The 19,941-nt window shown below is 37.7% G+C and carries 23 protein-coding genes, 1 pseudogene and 1 riboswitch; of the genes and pseudogenes, 1 reads left to right on the top strand and 23 read right to left on the bottom strand.

Annotated elements, in window-relative coordinates:
- Positions 1 to 159: 159 nt before the first annotated feature.
- From AWM71_RS06685 to AWM71_RS06665, 5 genes are all read right to left on the bottom strand, one after another.
- Positions 160 to 2,343, bottom strand: a complete 2,184-nt coding sequence (locus AWM71_RS06685) for an SHIRT domain-containing protein (protein WP_060777224.1) — start codon at positions 2,341 to 2,343, stop codon at positions 160 to 162.
- Between the two features lie 242 nt (positions 2,344 to 2,585).
- Positions 2,586 to 2,903 carry a PTS sugar transporter subunit IIA gene (locus tag AWM71_RS06680; protein ID WP_060777223.1) on the bottom strand — a complete coding sequence of 106 codons (318 nt, stop codon included), beginning with the start codon at positions 2,901 to 2,903 and terminating at the stop codon, positions 2,586 to 2,588.
- 9 nt (positions 2,904 to 2,912) lie between these two features.
- Positions 2,913 to 3,227: a PTS sugar transporter subunit IIB gene (locus AWM71_RS06675; protein ID WP_060777222.1), complete on the bottom strand. Its 315-nt coding sequence runs from the start codon at positions 3,225 to 3,227 to the stop codon at positions 2,913 to 2,915.
- A gap of 4 nt (positions 3,228 to 3,231) precedes the next feature.
- On the bottom strand, positions 3,232 to 4,533 hold the full coding sequence (locus AWM71_RS06670) for a PTS sugar transporter subunit IIC (protein WP_060777221.1): 1,302 nt from the start codon (positions 4,531 to 4,533) through the stop codon (positions 3,232 to 3,234).
- A gap of 34 nt (positions 4,534 to 4,567) precedes the next feature.
- Positions 4,568 to 5,203: an AAA family ATPase gene (locus AWM71_RS06665; protein WP_060777220.1), complete on the bottom strand. Its 636-nt coding sequence runs from the start codon at positions 5,201 to 5,203 to the stop codon at positions 4,568 to 4,570.
- Positions 5,204 to 5,246: 43 nt separating this feature from the next.
- On the opposite strand from AWM71_RS06665, the gene AWM71_RS06660 reads away from it, so the two are divergent.
- Positions 5,247 to 5,942 carry a MurR/RpiR family transcriptional regulator gene (locus AWM71_RS06660; RefSeq protein ID WP_060777219.1) on the top strand — a complete coding sequence of 232 codons (696 nt, stop codon included), beginning with the start codon at positions 5,247 to 5,249 and terminating at the stop codon, positions 5,940 to 5,942.
- 300 nt (positions 5,943 to 6,242) lie between these two features.
- Here AWM71_RS06660 and AWM71_RS06655 read toward each other — a convergent pair whose 3' ends face one another.
- The 18 genes and pseudogenes from AWM71_RS06655 to AWM71_RS08280 form a co-directional block, all read right to left on the bottom strand.
- Positions 6,243 to 6,995, bottom strand: a complete 753-nt coding sequence (locus AWM71_RS06655; RefSeq protein ID WP_060777218.1) for a hypothetical protein — start codon at positions 6,993 to 6,995, stop codon at positions 6,243 to 6,245.
- The gene (locus AWM71_RS06650; RefSeq protein WP_144428640.1) at positions 6,992 to 7,267 is read right to left on the bottom strand and encodes a hypothetical protein; all 276 of its coding nucleotides are present in this window, start codon (positions 7,265 to 7,267) and stop codon (positions 6,992 to 6,994) included. Before AWM71_RS06650 ends, AWM71_RS06655 begins: the two co-directional genes overlap by 4 nt.
- An 85-nt stretch (positions 7,268 to 7,352) precedes the next feature.
- Positions 7,353 to 7,487 carry an ADP-ribosylglycohydrolase gene (locus AWM71_RS08485; RefSeq protein ID WP_236701116.1) on the bottom strand — a complete coding sequence of 45 codons (135 nt, stop codon included), beginning with the start codon at positions 7,485 to 7,487 and terminating at the stop codon, positions 7,353 to 7,355.
- A gap of 20 nt (positions 7,488 to 7,507) precedes the next feature.
- Positions 7,508 to 8,068, bottom strand: a complete 561-nt coding sequence (locus AWM71_RS06645; RefSeq protein WP_060777216.1) for a hypothetical protein — start codon at positions 8,066 to 8,068, stop codon at positions 7,508 to 7,510.
- A gap of 133 nt (positions 8,069 to 8,201) precedes the next feature.
- The gene (locus AWM71_RS06640; protein WP_060777215.1) at positions 8,202 to 8,972 is read right to left on the bottom strand and encodes a thiazole synthase; all 771 of its coding nucleotides are present in this window, start codon (positions 8,970 to 8,972) and stop codon (positions 8,202 to 8,204) included.
- Positions 8,962 to 9,585, bottom strand: a complete 624-nt coding sequence (gene thiF / locus AWM71_RS06635) for a sulfur carrier protein ThiS adenylyltransferase ThiF (protein WP_060777214.1) — start codon at positions 9,583 to 9,585, stop codon at positions 8,962 to 8,964. Before thiF ends, AWM71_RS06640 begins: the two co-directional genes overlap by 11 nt.
- Before the next feature lies 1 nt (position 9,586).
- Complete coding sequence (gene thiS, locus AWM71_RS06630) at positions 9,587 to 9,784, bottom strand: sulfur carrier protein ThiS (protein WP_060777213.1); 198 nt, start codon at positions 9,782 to 9,784, stop codon at positions 9,587 to 9,589.
- 32 nt (positions 9,785 to 9,816) lie between these two features.
- Entirely contained in the window at positions 9,817 to 11,043 is a 1,227-nt protein-coding gene (locus tag AWM71_RS06625) for a dicarboxylate/amino acid:cation symporter (RefSeq protein ID WP_060777212.1), read from the bottom strand.
- Between the two features lie 264 nt (positions 11,044 to 11,307).
- The gene (locus AWM71_RS06620) at positions 11,308 to 12,540 is read right to left on the bottom strand and encodes a hydantoinase/carbamoylase family amidase (RefSeq protein WP_060777211.1); all 1,233 of its coding nucleotides are present in this window, start codon (positions 12,538 to 12,540) and stop codon (positions 11,308 to 11,310) included.
- Positions 12,541 to 12,623: 83 nt separating this feature from the next.
- Positions 12,624 to 13,583 (bottom strand): NAD(P)-dependent oxidoreductase, encoded by a 960-nt coding sequence (locus AWM71_RS06615; RefSeq protein WP_060777210.1) that lies wholly within the window; start codon positions 13,581 to 13,583, stop codon positions 12,624 to 12,626.
- A 50-nt stretch (positions 13,584 to 13,633) separates the two neighbouring features.
- Positions 13,634 to 13,723: riboswitch (TPP riboswitch) on the bottom strand.
- 205 nt (positions 13,724 to 13,928) lie between these two features.
- Positions 13,929 to 14,144 (bottom strand): hypothetical protein, encoded by a 216-nt coding sequence (locus AWM71_RS06610; protein ID WP_060777209.1) that lies wholly within the window; start codon positions 14,142 to 14,144, stop codon positions 13,929 to 13,931.
- Between the two features lie 4 nt (positions 14,145 to 14,148).
- Complete coding sequence (locus AWM71_RS06605) at positions 14,149 to 14,631, bottom strand: TMEM164 family acyltransferase (protein WP_158320037.1); 483 nt, start codon at positions 14,629 to 14,631, stop codon at positions 14,149 to 14,151.
- Positions 14,632 to 14,730: 99 nt separating this feature from the next.
- The gene (locus AWM71_RS06600) at positions 14,731 to 15,939 is read right to left on the bottom strand and encodes an ABC transporter permease (RefSeq protein ID WP_060777207.1); all 1,209 of its coding nucleotides are present in this window, start codon (positions 15,937 to 15,939) and stop codon (positions 14,731 to 14,733) included.
- Positions 15,936 to 16,829, bottom strand: coding sequence for an ABC transporter ATP-binding protein (locus AWM71_RS06595; protein ID WP_060777206.1), 894 nt, complete (start codon positions 16,827 to 16,829; stop codon positions 15,936 to 15,938). Before AWM71_RS06595 ends, AWM71_RS06600 begins: the two co-directional genes overlap by 4 nt.
- Before the next feature lie 67 nt (positions 16,830 to 16,896).
- Entirely contained in the window at positions 16,897 to 17,100 is a 204-nt protein-coding gene (locus AWM71_RS06590; RefSeq protein ID WP_180947039.1) for a type II toxin-antitoxin system antitoxin, read from the bottom strand.
- The gene (locus AWM71_RS06585; protein ID WP_060777204.1) at positions 17,094 to 18,101 is read right to left on the bottom strand and encodes an SPFH domain-containing protein; all 1,008 of its coding nucleotides are present in this window, start codon (positions 18,099 to 18,101) and stop codon (positions 17,094 to 17,096) included. The genes AWM71_RS06590 and AWM71_RS06585 overlap by 7 nt, the downstream gene beginning before the upstream one ends.
- A gap of 246 nt (positions 18,102 to 18,347) precedes the next feature.
- A pseudogene (gene pgi, locus AWM71_RS08620) lies at positions 18,348 to 18,623 on the bottom strand (glucose-6-phosphate isomerase); the annotation flags it as partial.
- 1,159 nt (positions 18,624 to 19,782) lie between these two features.
- A complete protein-coding gene (locus tag AWM71_RS08280) occupies positions 19,783 to 19,938 on the bottom strand; it encodes a hypothetical protein (protein WP_158320036.1) in 156 nt (51 codons plus the stop codon).
- Positions 19,939 to 19,941: the final 3 nt, after the last annotated feature.

Below are 19,941 nucleotides of genomic sequence, written 5' to 3'. Positions count from 1 at the left end.
TTTTTTTATTGTCCTTCTTTCAATATAAAAATCATCCTCCTTATATTGACATAAAGAGGATGATTAATAAGACTCATCTTCTACCTCCCTATCCTTTAACTGTAACTACATATTGAGGATAGAATGGAATCATTTACTTCTAGTATCTAATTATACTTTTTATTTCTTTTTCTCTCCATGGAGCATGAAGGTGCCTACTAGCCCTAGTATGGTTAATAACGACCATATACTATTCCCTACCACTCCAGTTTCTGGAAGATAAGTACCAAACGACTTGGGGTGTCTAGCTTGTTTCAGCATTGGTGATGGCGTTGGTGTCGGTGTTGGCGTCGGTGATGGCGTTGGCGTCGGTGTTGGCGTCGGTGTCGGTGTTGGCGTCGGTGTTGGTGTTGGCGTCGGTGTTGGTGTTGGTGTCGGTGTTGGCGTCGGTGTTGGTGTTGGCGTTGGTGTTGGTGTTGGCGTCGGTGTTGGCGTTGGTGTTGGTGTTGGCGTCGGTGTTGGCGTTGGTGTCGGTGTTGGCGTTGGTGTTGGTGTTGGCGTCGGTGTTGGTGTTGGCGTCGGTGTTGGCGTCGGTGTTGGTGTCGGTATAAAAGCCCAAGTTCCAGTAAAGGTAACATCTGTAGTCCCAACTACTTGTTCTGCCTTGTCCCATCCTTTGAATTGCCACTTACCATTGGCTTCTGAATACTCCGTTTGAGCTAAAGCAGGTGCTTTGACCTTTTCGCCTTCTTTTGCCTTACCTGATTGAGGTATTTTTGTCTTAATTATTTGTGGAAGCGGATAATTTTTATCACTGGATTGGAATACATAGTTCACCTGATGGACAGGAGTAGGAACAAAAGCCCAAGTTCCAGTAAAGGTAACATCTGTAGTCCCAACTACTTGTTCTGTCTTGTCCCATCCTTTGAATTGCCACTTACCATTGGCTTCTGAATATTCCGTTTGAGCTAAAGCAGGTGCTTTGACAGTAGTTGTTTCATATGCTTGAGATTTAGCAGGTAATAACTGCATAACTGCTTGGGGAAGAGGAGTAGAACTCTCTTTCGTAGGCTGAAAAGCATATGTCACATTATGTTTCCCTGCTATTTTAAGATTAAATCTACCATGTCCCAACATATTTCCAACAATAGTCCCATCAACTTTCTGGGTCTTATACCCATTTACTGTTAGTACAGACCAAATTTTTCCTTGCGTCCCTTTATTAAAAATGAACTCACCTTTATTCTTTCCGGCTGTTCCCATATCATTTACATAAAAAGCATCTCCATTGTCGCCATTAAATACTTCCAAGTGATCGGCTTGATTTTGTGAGCTCCCTGTCATTCTCATAAAGGGTCTATTCACTATTTTTTCTTGTATTTTATCCACTTGCTTGGAATCAGGTACTAACACAATATCTGGCAATGTTTGAGCAGCCAATGGACTGCTATCTCGAGGATCATCAGATATATTGGACTTACCGTAATTTTTCGTTTCTACTTTTGTTAAATCACAATCAGCCTCTATATCAGTAATTTGATTCCAACCAAAAGACTGTAATCCTAATACTTTCAATGACTTAGGCAAAACTAATTTAGAAATTTTATTTTCTCTAAAAGCCAAATGGTCAATAGTATCTACACCTTCTGGAATAATCACTTCTCCACTAATCGCATTTCCTGTAAAAGCACCAAAGCCAATTTTTTTAAGCGTGGAAGGAAACGTTACACTAGTGATTTGAATGTTGGGTACCTTTTTATAATAACAAAAAGCTTGCCCATCAATTTCAGTAATCCCCTCTGGAATGACTAAGTGACCACCCGATTTTTTTAATTTTTCTTTACCCTGTTCTGTCAATCCTTGTGGAATCTCTCCATCTGTCGGACGCCGTTCTAATATTTTAGTCCCTGTTTCATCCAATAAAAAATCTTCTTTAGTCCAAACAACTGCTTCTTTTTGATGCGAATCAACTATTGATTGCGCTTCTTGAACAGATTGCGCACTGCCTTGAGTTATCCTTTCTTTAACATGCGTCGCATTGCTCCCTAAAGAAGCAACTTGTTCAGATTTAATTGAATTAACAGAAAGAGTCTGCCTCCCCCCTACTTTTTCAGATGGCTTCACCATTTCATCTGACTTTTCATTGGCTTGTCTTTGTTTATCTATCTGATTATTAACCATTTCTTTCACTGTTGTTGGGTTCGTCGATGACGCCTGCGCTACTTCATTAGACGCCATGACATATAATGAAGTGGCTAATAAAACAGATACTGTTCCCATTTTTACTTTACGAATCGCAAAATGAGGCACACATTTTGCTTCTTTTTCTAACTTACACCGCACATTATTTTTTGAAATGCCCATAATATTTTTCTCCTAATTCGTTCAATAAAATAATAAATAACTAATCCATTATTCTTATTTTATTCCTATTTTCCTCTTTACTCAAGAACATCGCTTATCACTTTCACAGTCTATTGTATAACCCTTTTTCTTTCCACTTAAAAATGTACCCATTCCAAAAAGTCAGGTTAGAAATCTAACTTTTTGGAATGGGTACATTTTTCGCGCTTGTTTTTTATTTAAAATCTGTTGTCAAAGCATTGTTAGTCACGTTTTATTTGTCCTTGCTCATATAAAGCAATTAGCTCTTTTACAAGATCCATATAAGTCAAGGTTGTCATTAAGTGATCTTGTGCATGAACTACCAACAAACTCAGCTTAAACTCTACACCAGATGCTTCTTGGCTCATCAATGTCGTCTGTGCTTGATGTGCTTCATTCATGAAATCAGTGGCTTCTTGCAGAAGTGTTGCCGTTTCTTCTCCTTTTTTTGCAGCTTGTAATGCACGATAACAAGCATCCTTAGCCTGTCCACTCTTCATAATAATTGTCATAATAGTTGATAACAGTTCTTCTTCCATAGTTTCCTCTTAACCTTTAATCATCTGTAATGCTGCTTTTAATACGGCTTTTCCATCCATTCGCCCATAATCACTCATCGCAATGACAGCAACAGGCACGCCTTGAGATTGAACGCGTTCCTTAATCGTCTTTTCTTGGTATTTCACTTGTGGCCCTAATAAAATTAAATCTACCTTTTCTGTAGCAACGACATGATCAATTTCACTGGTTGAAATAGCGCGAATCCTCACTTCTTCTTCTTGAGTTTTAGCTGCTTTTTGCATTTGAGTGACCAGCATACTAGTACTCATACCCGCTGCACAAGCCAAAATAATATGAATCATAATACTACTCCTTTACATTTATCTGAGCTAATTTTTGCTTTTCAATTACCTTAAAGAATGGATAATATATCCCTGCACTGATTAAAATTAAAATAAAAGCAAAGACAACATTTCTTAAATCCATAGAGGATAAGAAGCTTTGCATAAAGAAGGGAGTAAAGGAAGGATCAACAATATAGCCCAGCCCTATCAATCCTATCTTTTGCGCATAATAAGTTAAAACAAGCGATACGATGGGTACCATCAAAAACGGAATGGCTAACACAGGATTGAATACAATCGGTAATCCAAAAATAATAGGTTCGTTAATAGAACAGATACCTGGTAACAAGGCTAACTTCCCTAATGTCTTAAGTTCAGGCACTTTACTTCGAATCATTAACAAAATCAGTCCTAAGGTCCCTCCTGCTCCTCCTAAGACGGAAATACGAAACATTTGTAAATTCATTAAATGCGTCATTTCTGCCCCTTGCTTGCATAATTCAGCATTCATTCCTGTTTCTGTAATTCCTAACGTAAACACTATTGGGAAAATAATCGAACTGCCATTCACACCAAATAACCACAGTAAATTACCAAAGGTAACAATCAACAAGAACCCTGGTAAGCTCCCTGCAGCACTAGTTGCTGGCGTTAAAACATTCATTACTACTTCAGGAAACATTTTCCCAAAATAAGCAATAGATATTAAATTGATGCCGTAAAAAATCACAATATTCACTAATAGAGGCAATAACGTATTGACAAAGGTAGCCACCATACTAGGAATACTATCAGGTAACTTCAATTGAATGCCTCGTTTTTCAAAGAATTGATTTACTTCCACAACACAAAGCGCTATGATAATGGCAATAAATAAGCCATTAGTGCCTAAAAAATCTAATTGAATTTTTCCCTTTTGAATGGGGGTACAAACCAATAAAAAGATCGTACTGGCAACCATCCCATTCATCGCTGGATTCAATCGATAATATTCCGCAAGTGCATGAGCGATACCAAAACAAGAGATTAGACCAATCATGCCCACAGTTAAATTAAAGGGAGCTGTTAAATAATCATAATATTGCATAGCTGCAAATTTCCATTGTGCTAATACCGTCCAAAAAACATTTGCCGTTTCTGGCTGATAAGCATCAATATTGATTGGAGGATTTGCAACAATCAAAAAGAGTGACCCGATCACTAGAAAAGGTAAACTAAACATCATTCCTTTAGAAATGGCTTGTAAGTGTCTTTGATTACCCACTTTTTCAGAAACTGGTCCTAATAATTGACTCATTTTATCAATGAATGAAGTATTTTGCATTGTGATTCCTCATTTCTGTTTTGAACAATTCGTATTATACTTGCCATGTATTAAAAATAAACGCATTATCAACCGTTTGACTTGGATCATATTGATCGAGTAATTGATCATATTCTTCTTTATAGTGGTTTGTTACTTTTGCTTGAGGATACACGCGACTGGCTTCATGTAAAAAATGCTTTGATCCCCGTCCCATTTGTTTCCCACGTGTGGTATGCTTATCTAAAGCGTAATCTGGTATTTCTGGAACATAGCCCATAGCAAATCGCTTAATCACCAAGTTCTTAAGTAAATCACTGGATCGATCTTTTTGAGACTGACACAAATAACGTATCGCATGAAAGAAGAACATCGCACGATCATATTCGTTGTATTGAAAATTTTGTCGCATTTGATTCAATTGATTAATAAGAATAGCAGCGGTTGGATTCGCCATACCAATATCTTCCACAGAAATAGCTAATAAACGTCGCCACAGCTTCTCTTCCATTTGTGGAGAAGTAATAAACATTTCATAGGCAAATTCACAAGCTTCTTTCTCCATTCCTCGGCGAATAGATTTTTGTAATGCAGAAATTACCTCATCTCCAGGTAAATTATTTCGCGTTTTCATTTTCGCCCAAGGATCTGTGATTCGAACTTGTTCTTTTTGTTCCTTTTTATCAGACATATTAATTCCTTCCTTTTTTAATCAATTTATTCAGGGGGTAACGATGGATTTACAACTTATCAAAGAAAAATATCAACTCAATACCACAGAATTTCACATATTAACCTATCTCTATACTCATCGACAGACATTAAAAGCCAAAAAAATACGTGAAATCGCAGAATTATTGTATCTTTCTCCTTCAGCTATCATTAATATGTGTAAAAAAATCGGTTACTCCGGTTATACCGAGTTGGTTTATGATCTTACACGTCCAACAGCTATTCAACTTAATAATCGATTAATCAGCCCTCAGCAAAGTCGGCAATTCACTGCTCTCTTACAACAAGCTCAAAATAACCGCATGATGTTACTTGCTTCGGGATATTCTAATAATCTTACAAATTATATGGCAGAAAAACTGAATTATTACGGCTATCGTGCCACAGCCAATAGTCATTTAGAATATATTTTTGAAAAAGAACACACCAACTGTCTACTCTTCTTCATCTCCGAATCTGGAGAAACCAATCGTTTATGTGAACTTGCCCAAATGAACGCTGATCATCGCCATCCTTCAATCGCTTTTACAGGTTGTCAGCAATCTACTCTTGCCCAATCTGTTGATTTAGTCATTAGTACAGATACTTATTCAGCATTCAATCACGATTATATTGAACCTCACTTATTCTACGGAATCGCCCTCCTCCAATTTGAATGGTTATTAGCTAATACACTCAATGATTCTACAAGAACATAATAGAAACAGACTCTGTTCAGTTTTAGTGTAACACGTTTTCCTTTTTTATTACGCACGTAGTCTCAATTACAAACAAATTTACGAAATTCGTGAATTTGTTTAAATCGTTCGTATTTGCCGTCCTATATTCACAGATAAGTAACCGTTCTCTTTATTTATTAAAATAGATTTTGGCGATTATTCTTTACCTGTTATCAGCAAAGAATTCTTAGGCAAATTCCGAACAAAGTCTACTCATCAAAAAACGGCAAAGATTATCTTTGTCGTTTTTCATTTCTTGATTTATTTGTCTTTACTCTTCTAAAATCGCGTCATTAATGTTGCAAAACAGCGTTGCAAATATCGCCGTTCTAACTTGATTTCTCTCTGGCCTTGAGTAGATAATGCTTGAGACATTGTCCAGTGTTTTGCCCCACACATATCCGCTCCCAATAATTGATGGGGGGTTAGTATTGTTTGAAGCATATCGCAAAGTTGAGTTAATCTGACATGTCCTTGGTCCCAATTCGTCGCTAAATCGTCCTTATCTAACACATCCCCATCAATGCTGACATATACGGTTTGTCCTGACAAAAGTTGACGTAAGTCTGCCCAATGAGAATATTGTAACTTCGTTTCTTCAATGCAAGTCAACCGAGAATCGTCCAATGAGGCTAGTGGCTTATGGGCATACTGACAAGTAGATTCTGGGCCTAACACATACACATGTTGTAATGATCGAGACACGCGCATTAAGTCCGCTAACCACGATCCACAAGAAATAAGTTCAGGAAAAAGTAACGCACCCGCATCAATGTGATGATCCAATACCACCAAAGTGTATGCTTGATCAACAGACAATAAATTGGCCAATGTTAAATAATGGTAATCGCCTGATCCATAATAGAGAATCATTCCTTCTTTTTTAGCGGGTAATCGTCGACTAATAGCTTTTAACGTTTGCCAATTTATCATCATTCGATGCAGCAAGCACGAGTCATCAAGTAACTCTTGATCAAACAAATCTCCAAAATACCACCTAGATACTTCTGTGGGATTCACTAATAATTTCACTGCGAAAGCTTCCTTTCCCTTTCATTTTCTTGTGCATACTGTTGACCCCCATATCCTTGGACCCATTCTCCAAATTCAGGATGCGTCCATGCTTCGGGATGTTGTGATAAAATTTCCTCAGCAATTTTTTGATAGCTAACGGCACACGGACTCACCCGCATCGCTGCCCCATTACCATAACTATAATAAGGTTGAGGTCTCTCACTAGTTAACCACTGCTTAAATCGAGGACCATGGCCAACATGCGGATATTGTCTACCTAATCTTTGCATACAAGTTATCACGGTTTGAGGCAAGGCCAAAAATACAGGAGCTTCCTATAGTAATGCCTGTGCAACAGCTAGTGTAATTACACTATCATCCGTACACTATCATCCGTACACTATCATCCGTCACTCGACAGGTGGGCGTTAGCCATTCAAAATCTTTTCCCCGATAATTGTGCCGTTCAAATCGTGACCCTACAACATCTCCTACTATAGCCCCTAACATGGGCCCTCCTCCTTTATCGCTTACAAAGCCAACAAAAACTGAACAATATCCTCACTGGTCATCTCTTGTCCAATAACAAAGCCATTATAAGACCGTGGGTTATTAATCCCATTAGCGTATTTGATACTTCGTCCTCCTGATTCATCCCATGACAAAATATTGACCATGTAATCATCAATTAAAAAATCACGGGAGGTTAATTGTTGTACGGGATACTGGACACGTTCTTGTAATCTCTCCTTAGCCACTTGTGCCTTACTACTTACTGTGACATCAAAAGTCAGCGCATCAAAAGCCCGTTCACTCAACTGCTGCTTTAACCACATCCTCTTAGCCTGACTTTGTGTCCTAAAATGTTTTGGTGTTAAAGCTACACTCGTAATGATTCCAACATGTAACATAGACGAAACTTGTTGCGTCAATTGTTCTAACACACGCATCATATGGACATTAGGCTTACAATGCAAAAAGTAATCTGGATCACTCAGCCATAAAGGATGCGGTCCAGAAAAATCTTCGGGATAATAGTGTGTTAGGACGCCATCCATATCAAAATAAATAGCTTTTTCGCGTTCTAACATTTAACACTCCCCCTTTTACTTAGCTCTAGTATACCACGCCATATGATCATACAAAAAGTGTTCTATCTAAAAAGCGCAACAGGATTTAACCTGTTACGCCAATTAATTATTTTAAAACATGTATCTTACCTGATTATTTTTCATCATCGCGTTTAGGAGACGAAGGCGCTGCGCCATGCATTAATACACGTCCTGGTCCTGCTAAATAAGCTGTTCTTCCCGCTTCAATACCTAACTTAAACGCTTTAGCCATTAAAACAATGTCTTTAGCGGTCGCTACACCTGTATTAGCCATCACAGCAGCTGCTCCCATTTCCATTACTTCAGCTGCTTGACTTGGTACTCCAATTCCTGCATCAACAATCACGGGGAGAGCAATCTCGTCAATGATCATTTGAATAAATTCTTTAGTCACTAATCCTTTATTCGATCCAATCGGGGCTGCCAAAGGCATAATAGCACTTGCACCAGCTGATTGTAAATCACGCGCCACTTGTAAATCTGGATACATATAAGGCAATACCACAAAACCTTCCTCCGCTAGCTGCTCGGTTGCCTTCAAAGTAGCGTAATTATCTGGTAATAAATACTTTCTATCACGCATAATTTCTAATTTAACAAACCGTCCACACCCCATTTCTCTCGCAAGACGTGCAATTTTAACTGCTTCTTCTACATTTGTCGCTCCGTTTGTATTTGGTACAATCGTCACTTCCTTGGGAATATGACTTAAAATACTTGCCGCTTGTTCATTCCCCGCATGACGAATCGCCACAGTAATCATCTGCGCTCCTGCACTATGAACTGCTGCATCAATTAATTCAACAGAATATTTTCCAGAACCTAAAATATACCGTGAAGTAAATTTCTTACCACCTAATACTAAATAATCATTATTTTCCATAAGTGCCTCCATTTTTTATCCATTTTAATGCCTCTAAAGCTTGTAAACTTGCAACTATCGACACATAAGGAAGATATAGTCCTTGATCAGGTGTCGTTTTAAAGTTGCCAATCAAACACAAATTATCACAATATTTGACTTGAATATCCTCTAGTTGACCTAATCCAGATACACCTGAAGCTGTAATTAAATATTTATCTGGATGATGCATAAATATATCTACTGCCATTGCTTTAGCTTGTTGATCATCAAACGCTTCAATAAATAAAGAAGAAGAGTGAAGAATACTTTCTAAATAATCAGGGTCAATCCGTTGATCAAAAGCTTCAACTCTAACATAAGGAACCGTTTTTTGAATTTTAGCTTTAGTTATAGCTACTTTTGATTGCCCTATTTCATCCACAGTATAGTTTTGCCGATTCAAATTAGAATATTCAATGGTATCATAATCATAAAGAGATAACTTACCAATACCTGCACGGGATAACATCATTGCAATATTTGATCCTAATCCTCCACACCCCAGTATCGTGATGTGTTGCGATTGAAACAGAGCATTATCTTTTGGTAATTGACGTTTCAATACTTTTTCACGTAATGCTGTATCATCCATTCTATCCTCCTCCTACAATACTAAAAACTTCAATAGTTGCCCTTTCTGGAATAACCTCTTGTTCAAAATTTTCTCGTTTGATTAATCGTCCATTGACTTCTACAGCGACAAATGTCGTACTGAAATGTGTCCGCTTCAATAAAGCATATACCGTTTCATTAGGATGATATGCTATTTTTTGATGATTTAAAGTTAACACCTACCTGCCTCCTTTCTTTTATTACTTTCTAATTAAATATTAGCGGGATCCTTTAATAAACGATAATCTAATTCTTTTTCATCTTTTGCAATCAACATCGCAATAAAAGTATCTCCATCAACATTCAATAAAGTTCTAAACATTCCTGAAAACCAATCTACTCCCGCTAATAACGCTACACTTTCTAAAGGTAATCCTAAAGCAGGGACAACAATGGCTAAGGCCACCAATCCACCTCCTGGTACAGTAACCGTACCAAATGTACATAGCGTTGATAAAATAATCGTTTGTAATAATTGACCCGTTGACAATTGTAAATTATAAATTTGACTTAAGGTCACCACCGCAATGGACAAATAAATGGCTAATCCGTTACTATTCATTGCCATTGCCAAAGGAGCTGCTACTCCTGAAATTCGTTTAGAAACTCCTAATTTATTTTCTTGATCTTCCATTTCAATAGGTAAAGTAATAGAAGAAGAGGTCGTAGTAAAAGCCACTAAACTCATTCTCCACATCTTTTTCAAAACAAGAATAGGAGAAACTTGGCAATAAATGCCCACTAATACTAGCCATCCCACAAAAACAACAATAGTAGCTACCCCCATTGTCAGCAAAAATTTAACTAACGGCAAGATAATTTGTAAGCCCACTTTACCAGTAACCCCTGCTAGTAATGCAAAAATACCGATTGGTGCCAATTTCATCACTTGCTTAATCATTTCAATAATAATCTGATTAAATTGATGAATACTTTCTTTTAAATTTGTCATTTCTTTTTGACTACTTAATAAACTCAAAGCATACCCAAAAAAGAGTGCAAAAATAATCACTTGGATCATATTGCCTTCACTCATAGCTTTCATAATGTTGCTTGGTACAAAATTCAAAATTGTCTCGCGCAAACTTGGAATTTTAGTTTGAGCGGCTAAATTATTTTGAGATAAGGTTAGTGACAACCCTTCTCCAGGACGAATCCATTGTGCAAACAGCAAGCCCACAGCAGCAGACACCAAGGTTCCCCCAACAAACCAAGCAGCTAACTTCCCGCCTACTTTTCCCAACTCTTTTGGATTTAATTGACCAACCGCTTCAATGACAGCTCCCATAATCATTACGACAACCGCCATTTGTATACCGCGTAAAAATAGGTCTCCGATTAACTGTATCCACGCAATTCTTTCTCCAAAAAACGAGCCTGCTACCAAACCTAAAATCATCGCGATCAGAATTTGACTGGTCAGCTGTATTTTTTTCATTTTTTACCACTCCTTATTTCAAGCCCTCTTTTTTCTGTTAGATTGTGATACGATGGCAAAATTCATATCCTATTTCTTATCATTTTAATTGACTGACCTAAACCATTACTCCTGTAGGTCAAAAAAAAAGACGCGAAAAGACATCATACCCGTGGTGGTGTGCCCCTTCGTATCCACTTCCTTATTCGTCAGTAAAATACTCTCAATGTATTTTTATTCAATTGTTTCATTCATCCTGGTTAACTTCTCAACAAATAAATTATTCTAAGAATAAGCTAAATCTCGAAGCGATTCACTCAATAAGCGCACGCCATGTACCGCTTCTTTGGGAGCGGTATATTCTTCTGGTGCATGACTAACACCATCTTTGGATGGTACGAAGATCATTCCTGATTTGACAAATGGTGCAAAAATTTGCGTATCCTGTCCTGCGCCAGAAGACATCAAACGATAGGCATACCCTTGCTTAGTTGCTTGTGCTTCCAATAAATGAATAATCTCTGGATGTAATGGCGTTGGATCGTCTGACATCCATTTATCAATGCTTGCTTCAATCCCATAATGATCAGCCGTTGCATAAATCTCTTCTTCTAATTCTTGCAAGAACTGATTTAAGTAGCTCGCATCTGTGTGCCGACAATTCATAGAAAAAGTGACTTGACCAGGCACGATATTGACTTGATTCGGTATCACCGATATCCGACCAAAAGTTAAAACTAAAGGATCTCCCGCTGTTTTGGCTTTATCCAATTGCTTAGAGATGATATGAGCCATACAATCTACTGCATCATGGCGATAAGACATCATCGTTGTCCCCGCATGATTTTGTACACCTTTAAGATGGATATCCCATCGATGTTGCCCTGCAATGCTTGTCACAATTCCCAAATCTTCATGATGACTATCTAACAAAGGACCTTGTTCGATATGTAACTCAAACCAAGCGGCTAAATTGCAAAATTGTGGTTGCCCTATTAAATAATCAAACCCACAATCTCGCATAGCCTTTTCAAAGCTTATTCCCTCTGTATCACAAAGTGTAGCAACTTCTTCTTTTTTGGCCAACCCAAAGAAATTCTTTGACCCCCAAAATACATAAGGAAAACGTGAACCCTCTTCTTCTGCTAAACAAATAATCCGTAAACTTTTTTGAGGGCGTCCATAAACTTCCAAGCATTCTTTAACCGATAAATAGGCTGCGACGATGCCTAATTGTCCATCAAACTTCCCACCGCGAGTCACTGTATCGATATGTGAACCACAAGCAATTACCTCATCAGGATATGTTTCTCCCTCAACTGTCGCAATCAGATTACCAACAGCGTCAAACTCAACCACCATCCCAATAGCTTCAAATCGTTGTTTTAATCCAAGCAATGCCTGTTGCCAAGATTGGGTATATAACGGGCGTGTCACTCCCTTTTCTTCAGGTTTTTCGGTAAAACTTGCCAACCAGTCAATCATCTCATCAATAGATTCTGCACTAATACTACTCATGCGTTGCCTCCTTTTTTAGGTAAAAACGTTATTGTCCATTCGTTCTCAGTGTATCCTCACCTCCTTCAATAGAAAATAGTTCATTAAGACAACATATAATTCACCGCTTTGCCTTCTACATAAGCTAGAGTCTTATCAAAAGCAATTTGTGCCCGATGAAGCATGGCTTCTTGTGTCAGATAAGCGGTGTGTGGCGTGAGTAAACAGTTATGAGCACTAAGTAGTGGATAATCATCAGGTAATGGTGGTTCCGTTTCAAATACATCAATCCCTGCCCCTGCCAATTCGCCTGCATTTAAGGCACAGGCTAGTGCGTAATTATCTACAATAGCACCTCGTGCTAAATTCAAGAAGATTGCTGATTTTTTCATTCGACGAAAAGCATGAGCATCTAACAAGTGCTTAGTTTCTACAGTAGCAGGTAAATGTACGCTCACAATATCACTTTTTGCCAATAAAGTATCCAAAGAGCAATACGTCATACCCATGGCTAAAGCTTCTGTTTTTTGCGTGCGATTATATCCTAATAATTGAGCACCAAACGCTTTAAACAAACGTGCAGTTGCTAATCCAATTGCGCCTGTTCCAACAATACCGACTGTTTTTCCTTTTATTTCTTGGCCCATCATTGGCCCAAGAAAAGAATTACCCAAGCGAATGGTTTGATCAGATTTATTCAAGTGGCGATAAAGTGATAAGGCCATACCGATAGCTTGTTCAGCAACCGCTTGGTTGGAATATCCAGCAGCATTGCACACTTTAATTCCTTTCTCTCGACAAGCACTCATGTCCACATGATCCACACCAGTAAAAGCTACATTAATCAAACGTGTCTGCGTTAATCGAGAGATAACTTTCCTTGGATAAGGCGTATTAGCAATCATGACCACTTCACATGCCTTACTACGTGCAAAAAGTTCTTCTGATGTTTTTGCTTTCGAATCATATGCAATAAAGTCATGTCCTAATTTCCGTAAAGGCAAAGCCAACTTATCAATAGTCGATCGGGATACTCTTAAAGGTTCTAATAATGCAATTTTCATAAGTCACTTCTTTTCCAATCCATAAAAAAACTCCCTCAAAACAGGGAGAACTTCTCAACACTATTGCTCCCTACACTTGTCTTAACAAACAGGTTCAAAGGGTATTCTCTCAACTGTTGCCAGTACCCCTGCAATAACCATTTATTTCTATACCGTAAGCATACCACGTTTCATCCGATTTGACAATAAAACGTTATCTTTTTTATCTGGTCTTGATCCTCCTAAGTGAAAGGACTCCCATTTAGACTCTGCTAATCTTATCATTTCGACCAATTTTGATAAAAGTTAGCATACAAAAAAGCATCCACTCTCTGCGAATGCTCTTCTTTATCAACTAATAATTGGTTACTCGACTTCTAACGCATGCTTTCTTAATTGTCTAACGTGTAACTTACGTACAATTTGCCAAGCTGCCAAAAAGCTAGTAGTAGCTGTCATTAATAGCGGCGTCGCTCCAAAAATTAATGGTAAAGAAGGACGAAAGCCTAAATCAAATGGCAAGGCCATTAAATAACTATAATTGGCATGCAACACTAAATTAACCCCAACAAGACAGCCCATTCATCTACGTACTGATAGCGAAAACCGTTTTTACTTTCAACGCAGAATGTATTTGTGCAAGTACAAGTATCCCTGAAACCATCAATAATACGTGGGAGCCAATATAGGTCAAATTGGTAATATGGGGCCATAAATATTTTGAAGGATCTGGCACACTGAAAGCTACTATCGTGCCAATAATCCCTAACCAAGCCAAATAAAGAGTCAATTTTTCTCTTTTCAACCAATAAGCAAACGGTAAGATACAAGCTACTAATCGACAATGGTAAAAAGGCAGTCCCTCTTTTAAAAATAAGGCAGGTTCGCCAAGATACCATACCATCAAAAGTCCTTGTAATATCAATAACCCTATAAAAGTCACTTGAAGAAGCCATTTACTATGACGAAAACGATAGACCCCTAGTATTACAAAAAGTAAACATAGCTTGACTACTGCCACATTAAAACTCACTTCACCATCTGCAACATGTCTAAAGAAATATTCCATATTTCTCCTCTTATTTTCCCTTTTTTTAGAAGTATTATAACCAAAAATGCCGCTTGTCGCTGTTCTTTTTTCAAAGCCAGCACAAGCAAGCATTTTTTATTACCCTTGAAAACTTCTCTTTAACGCTTTCCAAATCGCATCATCCGTTTGTAAAATTAAACGTGGATATAACCGCCTAATGAGATAAATCACTCCTATTAGTGTGATTAAATTTATTCCTAACGAAAGACTAACCGACAGCGTACTTGCCGTTTCATTAATAATTCGAATAGGCATTGTAAAAGAGGAAAGTAAGGGGATATAAGAGACCACAGATAAAATGGTACTATCTGGTTGATTTTGAAAAGTCATGCCCAAAACAAACCCAAGAATAACAAGATAGAAAACCGGTTGACCCGATTTATTCGCATTTTCAGGTTTACTAGACAATGCCCCACAAAAAATAGCTAATGTGATACTAAGGATTAAAGCAATCACAATATAAATTAGGTTCACTAAACCTATATTTTTCAAGAAGGCTTTAAAGAAAGGTTCCCCCATCGCTACATAATGTTCTAGTGCATCTAAATGCTTTACACCCTGCCAAGCCATATACCCTCCAACAATATAGATGCCAATATGCAATATAATTTCTCCCATTAATCCCAACAACTTACCGATAAAATAATCGCCTCCTGGCATGCTGGAAAAAATGATTTCCATAATTTTTGTTCCTTTTTCAACAGCAACTTCCTGTGAAGTAACCCCTACATAGATCATTAACAAAAGATATAAGAAAAAACAGAGAATAACAAAACTTCCCATTTTAACATCAGTATTATTCACTGATTCTTCTATCTTACCAATATTGTATTCTTCAAACTGAGGTTGCAAGCTTAATTGTTCAATCTGCTGAGGCTTTAGATGAGCGACTTGTTGGTTCAACGTTTGTTGCACGACTTGCGCTTGCATCAATAATTTCTGCTTCAACTTTGCAGAACAGTTTGCTTTGCCATGATAAGTCAACTTTATTTGTGCATTATCCACTACATCAACTGTAACATATTCTTTAATTTTTTGATCTTCAAAATCTATTTCCGCTTGTTTTTCATTATCATATAAGCGATAACCATCGGAAAAGGCTGAAGAAAGTTTTTGATCAACAATGACCATACCTATTGTATCTTCTGATTTTTCAGATTGACTAAGCACACCAATCCCAACATTAATACCAATAACCAAAAAAGGTCCTAAAATTAACAATAAAAAACTCCATGACTTGACTTGCCGCCAAAAAGTTTCTTTGGCTACCATGAAAATTTTTGTCATGAGGCATCCCCCGCTTTCAATCTAAAAATTTCATTTAATGTTGGAGGCTCTTGATCAAAAGTTTGAACATAATCGCCTTGAGAAAAGTATGAAAAAAGCGCTTTACCATCATCCGCATTGCGCAAATGCAAATAATACTTTCCATCGTTTAACACTTCTACTTTCTCTACTCCCGATAATTGTCTAATTTCTTCCACACTATGTGTCGTTCTAACAAATAGGCGTGTCAATCCAAACTGATTCCTCACTGCATTCACACTGCCTTGTAAAGCTACACCACCCTCCTTAATCATGACAACATCATCACATAATTCTTCCACATTTCGCATATTATGCTCAGAGAAAATAATCGTGGCGCCTCTTTTCTTTTGCACTAAAATTTCTTTTTTCATCAAATCAACATTAACTGGATCTAATCCGCTGAATGGTTCATCCAAAATAATCAATTGTGGCCGATGAATTAAAGTGGCAATTAATTGCACTTTTTGTTGGTTTCCTTTTGATAAGCTCTTAATTTTATCACTTAACTTTCCTTTAACTGCCAACCGCTCCATCCAGTGAGGTAATTCTTCTTTGATAGCATCTCGTGGCATTCCTTTTAATTGCGCTAAAAAACCTACTTGTCGTTCTACTGTCAATTTAGGCATCAAACTACGTTCTTCTGGTAAGTAGCCAATTTTATTGTAATCTTTTTGAGTTAACGCCTTTCCTTGCCATGTCACCTCACCTTCATAGTCTATGAAATTCAAAATACTGTGAAAAATAGTGGTTTTCCCCGCACCATTTTTACCTATTAGCCCCAGTATTCTGCCTTCCTTCACTTCAAAATTAAGTCCAAATAAAACTTGTTTGCTTCCAAAAGCTTTTTTTAATTGATTTATTTTTAACATATCTTTCCTCCTTTCTTTACCCTCTAATAGCGCATAAAAAACTCTTATTTTTCTTTATCGGCATGGATTAATGAATATCTAATTTTATTTTTTCATCTAAGGTTTTTGAAACATATTCTCCATTACGTTTGCGTTGTTTCACACATTCTGTTAATAAATATTCAATTTGACCATTCAATGAACGGAAATCATCCTCTGCCCAAGCAGACAATTGAGCATAAAGGGATTGAGAAATACGAAGCGGCACTTGCTTCTTAGCAGCCATCAATATAGACTTCCTGAATTCACAATTGGGCTGGCCTCTTTATTACTACAAAGTACCACTAGTAAGTTAGAAACCATTGCAGCTTTACGTTCTTCGTCTAATTCCACAACACCTTGGTCTTGTAGCTTGTCCAAAGCCATCTCTACCATGCCTACGGCTCCATCAACAATCATAGCACGTGCATCAATTAAAGCTGCCGCTTGCTGTCTTTGAAGCATCGCTGCTGCAATTTCTGAAGCATAGGATAAGTGTGTAATTTTAGCTTCTACAATTTCTAATCCCGCACATTGCACACGTTTTTGAATTTCTTCTTTAATACGCTTAGCCACTATTTCACTAGATCCCCTTAAAGAGCCATCATCAGGTTCTCCATCTCCAGTGGTATCAATTTCATAGCGTGGATTTACATCATAAGGATATTGGCGCACAATATCACGCAAAGCCGTGTCTGCTTGTAGAGAAAGATACTCTTTATAATTATTTACAGCAAATACTGCCTTGGCTGTATCTACTATTTTCCAAGTCACCGCAATCCCTATCTCTACTGGATTTCCTAAATAATCATTAATTTTTTGTTTACTATTATTTAAAGTCATTACTTTCAGTGAGATTTTTTTCCCTAACTCCACATCTCTTCCTTTCACATCACCACTTTGCCCTAATTGCGTTCTCGCTGCTGGGTTAACAGCTGTTGAAAAAGGATTCACAAAATAAAAACCTGGCTGCTTGATTGTGCCAGCATAATGTCCAAATAAGGTTAACACCAGTGCTTCTTTAGGCTTTAAAATTTTCATTCCCATCTGCAAAACAGTTGAAATAATAATACCGATACTACCTAAAATAATGCAGAAAACACTTCCATTGTTCTCATTTGACATAGCTCCAAGACCTATCAACCCTATGCTAGCTATTAACAAAAGGAAAATGAAGAATTGAATCTGTAACCCATTAGACTTTAGTTTTAATTCTTCTTCACTAAAATTCTGAGATTGCGTAGACATTTTCATCACACACCTTTTCTATTTGATATCATTATGATATCAAATAGAAAACATAACTGCAAGTATTTTTCTTCCCATTCTATTTATTTTGAGGCAAAAAAAAGGAAAGGCTTCATGTGACAGACAGCTACTGTCACACAAAACACCTCTCCCAAATAGTTAAAATGAGGGCAAGAAATTATTGACTTACAATTAATAGCCTTTCTTGCTTAACCTTCCTTATCAAAACGTATTTCCTTACTTTGAACACTTTTATTGATTTAACCGTGCATTCAACGCTGTTGCTAATTCTTCATAACCAGGTTTACCTAATAAGGCAAACATATTTTTCTTATAAGCTTCTACGCCTGGTTGATTAAATGGATTGACTCCATTTAAATAACCACTCATCCCTATTGCAATCTCAAAGAAGTAGATCATATGCCCTAAATGATATGCATCCATTTTATCTAAATGCACCACAAAATTAGGTACATTTCCATCAGTATGGGCTAACAATGTCCCTTGGAACGCCTTTGTATTAACAAATTTTTCAACTGATGCTGATTTCAAAAAGTTAAGAATCCATTGATTCCCACCACGAACGGATCGACAATCAATTGCCTCAATAAATACCCTATTTTTTGTTGATTTCACCGCAATACTCATGGCCACATTTGCTCCATCGTTGCCATACTTAATGCCAACATAGAGCTTGCTAGTCAATTTTGGCAATCGTTTAACAGCTAAGCGTCCCCATTCCTCTGCGGTGATGGCTGATTTTTGGTTATAAGAAATCCACAAGCCCAGACGTTGAATGTTGAAATCGTCCGTGTCCGGACCTATCTCGTCTCTTATCGAGCGTTCTGTAAAGATTGACCCCAGAGAAGGATTGGTTAAATACCACGCTTCTACGTCATGTACGTCTGTCTGTTCATCTACTCCCCATTCTGCCCAGCCATTATCTGGCTTGTCACCGTTTAAAACAGCCTTTCTAAACTTAGGAAACACTGTACCAGCGGAAACGGCTGTGGGGGGCGTTCCTAAGAGGATCGTCTGTGGATTTTGTGAACTCGTCACCACATATTTTAAGCTTGATTCTTGATCATCCGTGTACTCTTGCGCTTCATCAATAATCATTAGGTCCATGCCTTCACCAAGACCCCCATTACTGGTACGAGTACGGAATTGGACACGTCCCCCTTCTTCAAGTTCAATCAATTCTTGCCCTTTAGCTCGAATGGATTTATACTCTACCCCCGCTTTATCCAACATATAACACAACTTCTCCCAAGCTGAATGAGAAGCGGAAATTCGGTGTGCTGTATGCATCACTTCCTCGCCATTTTTAAGTGCCCACAATTCACGCATAACAACCAGTTCATTCTTTCCGTTCCGTCGAGGAAGAGAATAGCCAAACTTCGTATGCGTCCACAAACCGTCTTCATTGACGGCCATAATGTCTTTCATCATGTCAATTTGCCACTGTTGAGCTTTCCTACCGCTCTTTTCATATAAATCAATGGCTTCTTGGAATTTACTCTCTTTATATGGCAAAATGACAGACCTAGTAGGCCTCGGATTGCCTAAACGTGTCATGCCATCTCCCCTTTTTCTGTAAAATAAAAAAGCCGTATGGCTACGACTTCACACGATTCACTCACGATTAAAAGCTGTTAAATCAAGCTTTTTGATAATTTTCGAACGATTAATCATATTCAACATGAATTTCAAGCAGCGTGCATTCATAGTTATTCTCCGTTTCCATCTTTTGAACGGCGTCCATCCATCCGTTAATCACTTTGTCTAATTCATACCGATTACTTAAATTTAACTTGATTCTTAACTCTTTCTTTTCCGCCATCCC

The organism is Aerococcus christensenii (assembly GCF_001543105.1).
Lineage (GTDB): Bacteria > Bacillota > Bacilli > Lactobacillales > Aerococcaceae > Aerococcus > Aerococcus christensenii.
The sequence above is the reverse complement of the archived record's forward strand: the minus strand, read 5'-3'. Positions and strand labels throughout refer to the sequence as shown.